A 12,406-nucleotide genomic window follows, 5' to 3' on the forward strand; every position below is an offset into this window, starting at 1 on the left:
TTGCCGATATAATTTAATTAATCATAAAAAATACACACTATAATGACTACATTAGTGATTCTTGCCGCTGGCTTAGGAAGTCGTTTTGGCTCTGATAAACAATTAGAAAATATACACAACGGCAACGCCTTATTTGATTATGGCATCTACGACGCTCTACAAGCTGGTTTTGACAATATCGTGCTCATCATCCGCCACGAAATCGATAACCTCACCCGCCAACACCTTGAAAACCGCTTCAACAATGTCCCTATCACTTACGTATACCAAGACGACTATAATCCTAAAGGTATTGAACGCAAAAAACCTTGGGGAACAGGGCACGCAATGCTCTGTGTGAAAGAATTCGTAAAAAACCCTTTCCTCATTATCAATGCTGATGATTACTACGGCAAAGAAGGCTTTAAACTGATGTATGAAGCTCTTAATGCTGGTAAAGAAAAAACTTTCTTCTCAGGTGGTTACCTGCTCAAAAACACTTTGAGTGAAAATGGTACTGTCTCTCGTGGTATTTGTGAAGTAGATAAAAATCACCACCTACTCTCTATCAACGAAGCTACCAAACTGCGCAAAAATAGTGAGACTACTGCTATTGATGAGGCTACTGGCACTGAGTACCCTCTAAGTACCTACGTTTCTATGAATTTCTGGGGATTTACTCACGAAGTATTGGATATAGCCGATCATTATTTCAAAGAATTTGTAGCCGAACATAAAGATGACCCTAAGGCAGAATTTTATATTCCTATGGTTGTACAACACGCAATCAAAGACTATGGATATAAATTGGAAGTATTGCCTAACCACGATAACTGGTTTGGAATGACCTATCACGAAGATCTTGCTCTGGTACAAAACGAAATTCAAAAACTCGTAGATAAGGGTAGCTATCCCGATAAATTCTAATAAAATGTTTAACCTGTAAGAGATAATAAGTTTTTTTCACTTCTTATCTCTTACCTCTTATTTAAGTACAATGAAAGAAATAGCCAATCAATTTATTTTAGAAGGGGACATCCTTTCTGTAGAACCTTATGGTAATGGGCACATCAACCGCACCTATTTGGTGAAAACAAATGTTACTAACTATATCCTTCAAGGAATTAACAGCAATGTGTTTAAAACCCCCGACTGCATCATCAAAAATATTGAACTACTTTGGGAAACTGAACCTAACAATCGTGTTATTCTCCCAATGATGCCTGCTAAACAAGGTGGTTATTCTGTAAATGCTGAAGCTATTGTGTGGCGTGTATTTCCTTTTGCTGAAGGTTATACTTCCTATGAGTTCATCGAAGCTCCTTGGCAAGCCGAAAAAGCAGCTACTGCTTTTGCTACTTTTATGAAAACCTTTGCTAACATTGATACTTCTCGCTTGCAAGCTACCATTCCTAACTTCCATAACGGGCATTTGCGTTTCCAACAATTAGAAGATGCCTACGCTCAAGCTACTCTAGACCGCAAGAAAAAAGCTCAAAAACTATACGAGTTTGCTCAACAACACAAAGTGATTTTCGACCTTATCCAAAAAGAAGTAGACGAAAAACGCATACCCATTCGTGTAACTCACAACGACACCAAAATCAATAATGTACTCATCAATAAAGAAAACCCTGATGATTTTAGAGTAATCGACCTCGATACAGTGATGCAAGGTATTTTGTTGTATGATTTTGGTGATATGGTACGCACTTCGGTAAGCCCTACCGAAGAAAATGAAGCTGACGATACTAAAATTGTATTCAACACTGAGTTTTTCGAAGCGCTTTGTAAAGGTTTTTCAGTAATGAACCCTGTGATGACTCCCTCAGAGAAAAAACACATCGTCGACGGAGCCAAATATATGATATTCATTATTGGTATTCGTTTCCTCGCCGATTATTTTAATAACGATGTGTACTTCAAAACCTCATATCCTGAGGAGAATTACATTCGTGCCCGCAATCAATTTGTCCTTTTCCAACGTTTGGAAGACAAAGAAAAAGAACTCAGAGCGATTGCCAAAAAGTACTTTAAATAGGTAATACAAACTTTTAGTTTGAAACTTTGCCAAAGTTGAAACCAAGCTAATTTTTAATTTAAAATCTATTTTTTTACTATGAGAAATGTTTTTATAACCTCCCTTTTACTTATTTTGCCACTATCTACGTTTGGACAATCTCCATTCTCAGTGAAAAAAGTAGGAGAAAAAGGAAGTCCTATTTTGTTTATTCCAGGACTTGGCTGCTCCAGCGATGTCTGGCAAGAGACTGTCCCTGCTCTGATCACTAACCACACTTGCTACCTGCTTACCTTAGCGGGGTTTGGAGGAATTACCCCTGTAAAGAATCCAAGTTTGGACTATTGGACAGATGCCATTATCTCCTATATCAAAAAGGAGAACATCCAAAAACCTACGATTGTAGGGCATAGCTTAGGGGGCATCCTTGCTATGAAAATAGCTGCTAAAGCCTCTGACCTACTTGATAGAATAGTGATTGTAGATGCTTTGCCTTGCTTGCCTTTGCTTTCTGATCCTAATTTTAAGATAACACCTAACAAGGATTGTACTCCTATGATCAAGGAACTTACAGCAATGCCCAAAGAAGACTTTGAGCGTTCGCAAATGGCTTCAATGATGTACTATACAACAAAGGAAGCCAAGAAGCCTACCATCGTTCAGTGGAGTGTAGCCTCAGATAGGGAGACCCTCGCCAAACTTGTGTGTGAAATCTCTAATACAGACCTCAGAGAGGAAATAAAACAGATAAAAGTGCCTGCCTTAGTACTCTTAGAGTCCGTATTTACTTCTTCAAAAGACAACATAAGAGATCAATATCAAAATTTATCTTTGAGAGACCTTAGATATGCCAATAAAGGCCTCCACTTTATTATGTATGATGACTTTGATTGGTATTTGACTCAGCTAAAATCCTTTATAAGATAAGAAATATATTGTCTCTACAAGAATCATATCTATTAGGAATTGTCTTTGACAGCACTCCCTTTTTCGATTATATTATTTAATTAAGTAATTTCTAAACAAAACTAATAACTAAAAACGATATGAAACACTTAGAACAAAAGTTTCAAGAAGTTTTCGGTGCTCCTGCCGAAAAACATTTCTTCGCACCAGGACGTGTGAATCTCATCGGTGAACATACCGACTATAATGGTGGTAATGTATTCCCTTGTGCTATCGACAAAGGTACTTATGGTCTCGTAAAAAAACGAAATGACCGTAGATTCCGTATGTATTCTGAAAACTTTGCTGACCTCGGTGTAATGGAGTTCACCCTTGATGAACTTACTAACGACAAAAAACACGACTGGGCTAACTACCCAAAAGGTGTGATTAAAATGTTCCTCGAAGCTGGTCAAAAAATCGATTCTGGTTTCGATATTCTCTTCTCAGGAAATATTCCTAATGGTGCAGGGCTATCTTCATCTGCTTCTATTGAGATGCTTACTGCTATCGTGCTAAAAGACCTTTTCCATCTTTCTATTGACCCTGTGGAAATGGCGCAATTAGGCAAGAAAACTGAAAACCTATTTATTGGAGTAAATTCTGGTATTATGGATCAGTTTGCAGTAGCTATGGGTAAAAAAGACCACGCTATTCTCCTTGATTGCAATACCCTTAAATACGACTATGTGCCTGTAGTACTGAAAGATGAGGTAATCGTAATTGCCAATACTAACAAACGTCGTGGTCTCGCTGATTCTAAATACAACGAACGTCGTGCAGAATGTGATGAAGCCTTAGCCGAATTGCAAACCAAATTGCCTATCAAAGCCTTAGGAGAACTCTCTATTGAACAATTTGAAGCCAACAAAGACCTCATCAAGAGTCCTATTCGCCAAAAAAGAGCAAAACACGCAGTATATGAAAATCAACGCACTCTTAAAGCGCAAAAAGAACTTTCTGCAGGTAATTTAGCTGAATTTGGCAAACTAATGAATCAATCACATATTTCTTTACGTGATGATTATGAAGTAACTGGTGTAGAACTCGATACTTTAGCTGCCCTTGCTTGGGAACAACCTGGGGTAGTAGGTTCACGTATGACGGGAGCTGGCTTTGGCGGTTGCACTGTAAGCATCGTAAAAAAAGACAAAGTGGACGATTTCATTAAAAACGTAGGAGAGGCTTACAAAAACAAAATAGGTTATGCTGCCGATTTCTATATCGCTTCTGTAAGCGACGGCGCTAAAAAACTATAAACAAGACAAAGTATGATAACCATCAACAAAAGCCTGTTCGGTACTCACAACGGACAGGCTGTCTATCAATATACCTTACAGAATGCGAACAGCTTTCGCGTGTCTGTTTTGAACTTAGGCGGTACTATTACTGAAATAGCTGTAAAAGATAAGCACAATGTACTGAAAAACGTAGTATTAGGTTATGCGCATTTAGAAGATTACATAGGTAATGGCGCCTATAATGGAGCTACCATAGGGCGCACTTCAGGGCGCATTCACAACGCTGCCTTCACTATCGACGGGAAAACCTATCATCTATTTAAAAACAATGGTGAAAATTCATTGCACGGTGGTAAAGAAGGTTTTAGCAGTAAACTCTTTGAAGTAAAAGAACTTTCTAATGGCTTGGAAATGCACTACATAAGTCCTGATGGAGAAGAAGGCTACCCTGCAAAAGTAGATTTCAAAGTGATTTACACCATCACTGATGACAACAGTCTGCACATTGCTTACGAAGCCGTTGCCGATGCCAAAACCTACCTCAATATCACCAACCACAGTTATTTCAACCTCTCTGGTGATATGGAAATGAATGGCGATACCCAAGTATTACAAATCGATGCTGATAATATCTGTGAATTGGCAGAAGGATTGATACCTACGGGTAATTACATAGCTGTAGAAGGTACTACTTTCGATCTTCGCAAAGGAAAAGTCATCGCCGAAGGTATTGCTGAAGGACACCCTCAATTCGAAATCACTCGCGCTTACGACCACCCTTTTGTACTCAACCACAGCGGACTTAAAGGTGTTCCTCAGTTGGTATTGCACTCTTCTGAAAGTGGTATTACTATGGAAGCCTATACTACCCAACGCGTGGCTGTGATTTACACCGGTAACTTTTTGGACGATGTACCTGTATTTGATAAGGTATGTACTCGCAAGGAAAAACCATCAAAAAACCCGCGATTTGTAGGAGTAGCTATTGAGATGCAAGACTTCCCCGATGGTATCAATCAGCCTAAATTTGCAGTAAAACCTTTAGAAAAAGGAGAAGTGTACAAACACGAAACCATTTATAAATTTAGGAGTTAGAAATTAGTTTGAAAATGGATATTTACATTGAAATAGAAACCCTCATCAGTTATGCTATTTTGCACGGATTGGTGAAGGAAGAAGATCGTATATTGGTGACTAATGCTGTTTTAGAAAGCATTGGTTGTGATAGTTATACCGAGTTTACAAAAGAAGAACAAGCTCAAATCGCTAAACGAGCTGCTGAGATAGTCTACCCCACTGAGCTGCTTGATAGCTTAGTTGAATGGGCTGCTGAGAACGGCGCCCTCTCTACCGATACGCTTACTTTCCGCGACCTGCTGAACTCTAAGATTATGGGACAGGTATTACCTCGTACATCGGTAATTCGCAACGATTTTTGGCACAAATACCAAAGTAACAAAGAGCAAGCTACCCAGTTTTTCTACGAGCTCAACAAGCAAAGCAACTATATACGCACCGATAGAATTGCCAAAAACATCTTGTGGGAACACGAGAGCCCTTATGGCAATTTAGAGATTACTATCAACCTTTCTAAACCTGAAAAAGACCCTCGTGATATTGCTGCCCAAAAAGATGTGGTAGCCACTAACTACCCTAAATGTCTGCTCTGTAAAGAGAACGAAGGCTATATGGGGCGTGTAAATCACGCTGGACGCCAAAATTTGCGTACTATTAAATTGGATTTAGCCAATGAGGAATGGTTTTTCCAATACTCACCCTATATCTATTACAACGAGCACTGTATCGTCTTTTCGAGTGAACATCGCCCTATGAAGATTGACAAGGCTTGTTTTGAGCACGTATTAGGTTTTGTAGAGCAATTCCCTCATTACTTCCTCAGTTCTAATGCCGATTTACCTATTGTAGGAGGTTCTATCCTCTCACACGACCATTTTCAGGGTGGGCGACACGTGTTTCCTATGGAAAAAGCGACCATAAAAGAACGTGTGAACTTCAAAGGTTTTGAAGATGTGGAAGCAGGCATCGTAAATTGGCCTATGAGCGTATTGCGATTGCGTGGAGATAAAGAGCGCCTCATTGCTTTAGCCGATGTAATCTTGCAATTGTGGATAAACTACAGCGATGCATCATTAGGCATCTACTCGCATACTGAGGGGGTGCGCCATAATACAGTAAACCCTGTAGCACGCTTCAAAAATGGTAAATACGAACTCGATTTGGCTTTGCGCAACAACCGCACTGATGCCCAACACCCTATGGGAATTTTCCACCCTTACGAACATCTGCACAACATCAAAAAAGAGAACATCGGGATTATTGAGGTGATGGGCTTAGCGATTTTACCTGGTAGGTTAAAGACTGAAATGGCGAACATTAAAACCTTGCTTAGTGAAGCCATTACAGTTGGTAACGCTTTCAGCACTGTATATACCAAAATGAACGCTGACTCTGCTTTGCAAAAACACACTCAGTGGTTAGAACGTTACGTGAATACCTCCCCTACTCCACTCTCAATTGATAATTTAGACGAGTTTATCAACAAGAGTATAGGCGATACTTTCTGTGAGGTATTAGAAAACTGCGGTGTGTTCAAACATACCCCTGAAGGTGAGGAAGGATTTAGGAAATTCGTGAGCCAAATTTGCTAATTTGCTAATTATTTGTATTTTTGCGTTTTAATATTAACTTTTATACGATGAAAAAACACTTCTTACTACTCTTGTTATGTGCTTTTTTTCCCTTAGGTTCTTACCTATGGTCACAAACACACGTATCGGGTAAAGTAATCGATGAAAATGGTCAACCTATAGCTTTTGCTAATGTGTTATTCCCTAAAACTACTATTGGTGCTTACACCGATGATGAAGGACGTTTTTCTCTATACTCCGAAAAAAAACAAAAAGAATTAGAGGTGTCTTTCATAGGGTATACCACAAAAAAAATCCATTTAGAAAAAGATAACACTAAAGGATTGGTCGTAGTACTCGTAGAAGGTGAACAGTTAGACGCAGTAACGATTGTAGCAAAACCTAAAAAGGCGCTTTCTAAAAAAGAAAACCCTGCCTATACTGTTTTGCAAGGCATTTGGAAAAATAAAAAGAAACGCGGATTGCAAAATGCAACAGCTTATCAGTATAAAAAACACACTACTACCGAGTTAGGGGTGAACAACCTCGATACGGTCTTCCTCAAAAAAGCCTTAAACAAAGAATACGATACAATTAGAAAAATCCTCTCCGAGAAAAAATACAAGGAAACTTTTTCTCTCCCAATGTATCTCACCGAAAAAATAGAAACTGTTTATGGTAACAATCAGTTAGGAAAAAAACGTGTAGATATAGAAGCCGAACGTGCTCAAGGTATTGTACAACAAGGTTTTGGTTTGGAACGCGTGAGCCAATCGTTTGACGAGTTCGAGATTTATGACAATACTTATATGATACTCAACAAGCCGTTTGTGAGCCCTCTATCCGAATTTGGTTATGGTGTGTATCTCTATGTATTAAGTGATACTATTCAAAAAGATGATCGCCAATTCTATCGTATCAATTTCTTCCCTCGTGACGATCAAGATTTGGCTTTACAAGGGCAGTTTGATGTAGACACCAAAACCTTCATTGTGAGTGCTATACAAATGCACACCACTCCTAAAACTAATATCAACTTAGTACGCGGACTTTCATTTGAAAAATACTTCACCATTGCAAACGATAGTATTTATCTACCCGAACGCGAAATTCAGGTAGGCGATTTTACGCTAATCACTAAAAAAGAGGAAGAAAAAGGTCTCTATGTAAAAAACTACATCAATTATTCCGATATATTGTTAAACAAAGCTAAAACTGCTGAATTTTATGACCAGCAAGTAGTAAAAACTGCTAAAGATCAGTTTCATAAAGACGATGCTTATTGGGATAACAATACCTTAGGAGGAGCCGACCTCACCAAAACCAAACTCCTCATTCGTGAGGTAGGAAGTAATAAACGTATTAAAATGATAGGCGATGTAACCGATGTGGTAACTTCTGGTTATATTCCTATTGGTAATTATATACAATTTGGTAGGTTTTGGCAAACTTTCTCAAGTAACAATGTAGAAGGATTGCGATTGCGTGCTGGTTTCCGTTCATTTATCTCTACCGATGACCGTTTTCGTGCCTATATTTATGGTGCTTATGGATTGAGAGACAAACAGTTTAAATACGGATTCAGCGGTAAATACCTCCTCTCTCACAGTCCGCGTATCACCCTCGGGGCTGGTTATCAGAATGATAATCTGCAATTAGGCACTTTCGTAATGCACGATGATACCGAATTGAATTTTGAAAAGACTACCAACTTTATCATTGCACGTGGTGAAAATTACTATCTCACCCGTAACAAAAAGATACAAGGGGTAATCAATTACAACATTATTCCTAATTTGCAGTTTTCAATTTTTGGTACTTACCAAAAACTCTCTTCTGCAAGTGAAGAAAACTTCTTGATTGCCTACCAAAATCCTAAAACAGGAGATGTAATTCACGAGTACGACAACTTCTATACAGGAGCTCAGCTTTCGTTCACTCCTCACCGAAAAGTATTTGGTTATGGTGTAGAACAACGCTATGGCAAAAAACTCTTCCCTATATATACCCTTAAATATTCTAAAGGGGTAGATGGGGTAATAAACAGCAAGTTTGATTACGACAAAGTCCAAATGATGCTTTATAAACCCATTCCACTCTTTGGTTATGGTATTTTTCACGCCAATATAGAAGCTGGAAAAGTGTTTGGTACAGCACCACTTATTGCTTTAGCACCTACACCTGCAAACCAATCATACTCATCAGCACCTAACACTTTTGCACTTTTAGACTACTACGATTTCATCACTGATACCTATATTAATGGTTACTTTGAGCACCATTTTGATGGTTTCTTGTTAAACCGAATTCCTTTCTTGCAAAAATTGCGCTTTAAAAGTGTACTTTTTGGTAGATTTGCTTACGGAACACTTTCAGAAAAAAATAAACAAGCGAATATTACTAATATTATATTCAATTCGCCCGAAAAACTCTATTGGGAATACGGATTTGGTATTGAAAACATCGGGTTAGGTAACTTCCGTTTTATACGGGTAGATTTTGTATGGCGCAACGATTTCAACGATGTAAATGGCGTACGTAATCCTAAATTTGGAGTGCGTATCGGGATAGTACCATCATTCTAGTAAGAAATAAGAGATGATAAAAGAAAAAGTTAAAAAGAATCTCATACAATTAGGAGACTTATTTTCTAATACAGAATTATTTAAGGACATTTTTGAAAAAGCCGAACAGCAAAACAGCTGGTTTACTCGTGCTAATTTAGAATTTGCCTTTACATCGTGGAGTGAAGCCCTCAGCGAAAGTAATGTAGAACAGTGGCTATCGCAGTATCAATTACCACAAGCTACTTCAGCTAAAAAAATATTGATAGTAATGGCTGGCAACCTGCCATTAGTAGGTTTTCACGATTTATTATGTGTGTTAGTAGCAGGACATCAAGCTATCGTAAAACTATCAAGTGATGATCGCGTACTGCTCCCCTATTTACTTGAAAAAATAAAAGATTTCGCTCCCCAATGGACTGCTTCTGTACAATTTACTAACGAAAAAGTAACCGATTACGATGCTGTAATTGCAACAGGTAGCGACAATACTGCCCGCTATTTTGAATATTATTTTGGTAAGAAACCACACATCATTAGAAAAAACCGACATTCAGTAGCTGTACTCACTGGAGGAGAAACTCCTGAGCAGCTTTTTGCTTTAGGTAAAGACATCTTTCAGTACTATGGTTTAGGTTGCCGCAGCGTCTCTAAACTTTTTGTTCCTAAGGGATATGATTTTAACTTGCTATTTCAAGCAATTTATCCTTACAAAGATATCATCCAAGAACAAAAGTACGCCAATAACTACGATTACAACAAAGCCGTCTACCTAATGAGCTTATACCAGCTCCTCGAAAACGGATTTCTATTGCTAAAAGAAGACGAGCATTACGGTTCACCTATTGCTACCCTTTTTTACGAATACTACACTGATGTAGATAGCTTAAAAAAGAAACTCACTACCGATGCTGAAAAGATACAATGTGTAGTCGCACACAATTTTATAACTGAAGAAGTAGCCTTTGGAAAGACCCAAAGTCCCCACCTATGGAACTACGCTGATGGGGTAGATACCCTAAATTTCTTACTCAAATTATCGTGAAACAACTCAAAAACAATAACTAACAAAACAAAATATTAAAATTATAAAATATTAATTATAAGATACTTATAAAATATTTTGAAGTTTTTTTTAAAAAAAGTACTAAAAAAAATTGCAGATATAAAAAAAAGTAGTACTTTTGCCACCGCATTGACAGAGAAACAATGCCTAAATAAACCAAATTGGTCCGTTCGTCTAGGGGTTAGGACGCAAGGTTTTCATCCTTGTAACAGGGGTTCGATTCCCCTACGGACTACAAGCCATAATTAAATTTTTTAAACGGTTAAACAAATATTTTAAGGTCCGTTCGTCTAGGGGTTAGGACGCAAGGTTTTCATCCTTGTAACAGGGGTTCGATTCCCCTACGGACTACTACACTAAATGCACTATTAGTATCTAAAAGATACAACTTAAAATTAAATTAGTAAAGGAAAATGGCAAACCATAAATCAGCATTAAAAAGAATTAGAAGAAACGAAGCAGCTCGCTTGCGCAATCGTTATCAACACAAAACGGCTCGTAATGCCGTAAGAAAACTACGTGCTTTAGAAAATGTAGAAGAAGCAAAAACTCTTTTCCCTAAAGTAGTTTCAATGATCGACAAGCTCGCTAAGAAAAATATCATTCATGCTAACAAAGCAGCGAATTTAAAAAGCAGTTTAGCTAAACATATCAATAAATTAGCTAAATAGTCATTTAGGTTTTAGATTTATCACTGATAGCCAGATTTATGCAAGTAAATCTGGCTTTGGTGTTTTAAAGTTAAATATATGAAATTATGAAATATACATCTTATGCCCTACTCTTCTTACTTTCAGGAGTTATTTCTTGTAACGACACAAATCAATCAGATAAAGAAAAACAAACTCATAAAACAAAGTCTATAGAGTTTGAAGAATTTAAACTCATAGACCTAACTCCTAAAGCTCAGGAAGATATGAAGCACTGGAAGAATTTCCAATCACTGATGCAGGTTATCGTATCAATGGCTCCTGCCAAGATAAAAAACACCGATGATTTGATGCTCTCTAATCCTGATAGTTTGTTAGTATACAGTCGCTTGTATCCTATCAATTCTAAAACAGAAGTCATCAATAGTATTGTAGAACACGATTGGAGAACTCCAGCCGATGCCGCTAAAGATACTGTTTTTAGGTTTGAAAAAAAGAAAAATAATGCCGTAGGCTTTTTGCAATGGAATCGCTTTTTGGTAGCCAATATTCCTTACACTTTTTCCATAGTATTGAAAAAAGTGAATTATCCCAATGTAAAACTAAATTTTTTAGAAGGTGAAAATGATGAATTATCAGCAACTTTAGCTCTTGATACCCTTAGCTCTTCCACTAATAATGTAAAGAGAACAACCCTATCCGATGATTGGTACAGCTACCAAATTGATTTCTCACCTAAAAAATCAGCGTCTTACTCTATAAGACTTTCCTTAGACGAAAATGCCAAAGAAAATGACAATGTGATACTATACCGCTCTATTTTAGAGCTTCCTGCAAAGCATTTTCACCAAGTAGGCAAATTTTCTGATAAAATTGTAGGAGAACACTCTGATGTAGAAAGTTCTTATTATTCTGTATTTTTTTGGTTAGTACAAATAGAAGATGCTCTCAAGGAACTACTCAATAGTGACACCTTTCCAGAACGTATTAATGTCCCTACAGTAAAAGCTCGTTTTAGGCTCTTTCAAACACAAATTAAATCATTAGCTGATAATGTCAAGAACAACCCTGATTTCAACGAAAATGAGCTTAAAAACAATATCTTTCTATTAAGAGAAACTTTCAATAGTATCATCGCTCGTATTAATAATATATATGGCAACGACTTAGATGAACGTATGAAATATATCGATACTCAACCAGATTCTATTTCTTCAACTAAGAATTAAATTAATCTTTTATTAATTAAAAAACTTCCCGTTAGGTTGCGACCTAACGGGAAGTTTTTTGTTT

At 37.5% G+C, this 12,406-nt stretch carries 10 protein-coding genes and 2 tRNA genes; all 12 read left to right on the plus strand.

The window, feature by feature from the left end:
- Positions 1-42: 42 nt before the first annotated feature.
- The 12 genes from DR017_RS02610 (at position 43) to DR017_RS02665 (ending at position 12,342) form a co-directional block, all read left to right on the plus strand.
- Positions 43-906 carry a nucleotidyltransferase family protein gene (locus DR017_RS02610; protein ID WP_002681994.1) on the plus strand — a complete coding sequence of 288 codons (864 nt, stop codon included), beginning with the start codon at positions 43-45 and terminating at the stop codon, positions 904-906.
- A gap of 70 nt (positions 907-976) precedes the next feature.
- A complete protein-coding gene (locus DR017_RS02615; RefSeq protein WP_002682005.1) occupies positions 977-2,020 on the plus strand; it encodes a phosphotransferase enzyme family protein in 1,044 nt (347 codons plus the stop codon).
- A 78-nt stretch (positions 2,021-2,098) separates the two neighbouring features.
- Positions 2,099-2,926 (plus strand): alpha/beta fold hydrolase, encoded by an 828-nt coding sequence (locus tag DR017_RS02620; protein WP_002681997.1) that lies wholly within the window; start codon positions 2,099-2,101, stop codon positions 2,924-2,926.
- A gap of 119 nt (positions 2,927-3,045) precedes the next feature.
- Positions 3,046-4,203, plus strand: coding sequence for a galactokinase (locus DR017_RS02625; RefSeq protein WP_002681995.1), 1,158 nt, complete (start codon positions 3,046-3,048; stop codon positions 4,201-4,203).
- Between the two features lie 12 nt (positions 4,204-4,215).
- Complete coding sequence (locus DR017_RS02630) at positions 4,216-5,280, plus strand: aldose epimerase family protein (RefSeq protein ID WP_002682007.1); 1,065 nt, start codon at positions 4,216-4,218, stop codon at positions 5,278-5,280.
- 14 nt (positions 5,281-5,294) lie between these two features.
- Positions 5,295-6,854, plus strand: a complete 1,560-nt coding sequence (locus DR017_RS02635) for a UDP-glucose--hexose-1-phosphate uridylyltransferase (protein ID WP_002681999.1) — start codon at positions 5,295-5,297, stop codon at positions 6,852-6,854.
- A 47-nt stretch (positions 6,855-6,901) separates the two neighbouring features.
- Entirely contained in the window at positions 6,902-9,418 is a 2,517-nt protein-coding gene (locus DR017_RS02640) for a DUF5686 and carboxypeptidase-like regulatory domain-containing protein (protein WP_002682006.1), read from the plus strand.
- Positions 9,419-9,431: 13 nt separating this feature from the next.
- Positions 9,432-10,442 carry an acyl-CoA reductase gene (locus DR017_RS02645; RefSeq protein ID WP_002681993.1) on the plus strand — a complete coding sequence of 337 codons (1,011 nt, stop codon included), beginning with the start codon at positions 9,432-9,434 and terminating at the stop codon, positions 10,440-10,442.
- Positions 10,443-10,626: 184 nt separating this feature from the next.
- Positions 10,627-10,698, plus strand: a tRNA-Glu gene (locus DR017_RS02650).
- Positions 10,699-10,742: 44 nt separating this feature from the next.
- Positions 10,743-10,814, plus strand: a tRNA-Glu gene (locus tag DR017_RS02655).
- 62 nt (positions 10,815-10,876) lie between these two features.
- A complete protein-coding gene (gene rpsT, locus DR017_RS02660) occupies positions 10,877-11,134 on the plus strand; it encodes a 30S ribosomal protein S20 (RefSeq protein ID WP_002682001.1) in 258 nt (85 codons plus the stop codon).
- An 86-nt stretch (positions 11,135-11,220) separates the two neighbouring features.
- The gene (locus tag DR017_RS02665) at positions 11,221-12,342 is read left to right on the plus strand and encodes a hypothetical protein (RefSeq protein WP_002682003.1); all 1,122 of its coding nucleotides are present in this window, start codon (positions 11,221-11,223) and stop codon (positions 12,340-12,342) included.
- Positions 12,343-12,406 lie beyond the last annotated feature (64 nt).

Source organism: Capnocytophaga sputigena (genome assembly GCF_900446695.1).
GTDB lineage: Bacteria > Bacteroidota > Bacteroidia > Flavobacteriales > Flavobacteriaceae > Capnocytophaga > Capnocytophaga sputigena.

Bases quoted from the DNA above. Each gene is read 5' to 3' on its own strand.
- DR017_RS02610 (WP_002681994.1), top strand. From the start codon at position 43: ATGACTACATTAGTGATTCTTGCCGCTGGCTTAGGAAGTCGTTTTGGC.
- DR017_RS02615 (WP_002682005.1), top strand. From the start codon at position 977: ATGAAAGAAATAGCCAATCAATTTATTTTAGAAGGGGACATCCTTTCT.
- DR017_RS02620 (WP_002681997.1), top strand. From the start codon at position 2,099: ATGAGAAATGTTTTTATAACCTCCCTTTTACTTATTTTGCCACTATCT.
- DR017_RS02625 (WP_002681995.1), top strand. From the start codon at position 3,046: ATGAAACACTTAGAACAAAAGTTTCAAGAAGTTTTCGGTGCTCCTGCC.
- DR017_RS02630 (WP_002682007.1), top strand. From the start codon at position 4,216: ATGATAACCATCAACAAAAGCCTGTTCGGTACTCACAACGGACAGGCT.
- DR017_RS02635 (WP_002681999.1), top strand. From the start codon at position 5,295: ATGGATATTTACATTGAAATAGAAACCCTCATCAGTTATGCTATTTTG.
- DR017_RS02640 (WP_002682006.1), top strand. From the start codon at position 6,902: ATGAAAAAACACTTCTTACTACTCTTGTTATGTGCTTTTTTTCCCTTA.
- DR017_RS02645 (WP_002681993.1), top strand. From the start codon at position 9,432: ATGATAAAAGAAAAAGTTAAAAAGAATCTCATACAATTAGGAGACTTA.
- rpsT (WP_002682001.1), top strand. From the start codon at position 10,877: ATGGCAAACCATAAATCAGCATTAAAAAGAATTAGAAGAAACGAAGCA.
- DR017_RS02665 (WP_002682003.1), top strand. From the start codon at position 11,221: ATGAAATATACATCTTATGCCCTACTCTTCTTACTTTCAGGAGTTATT.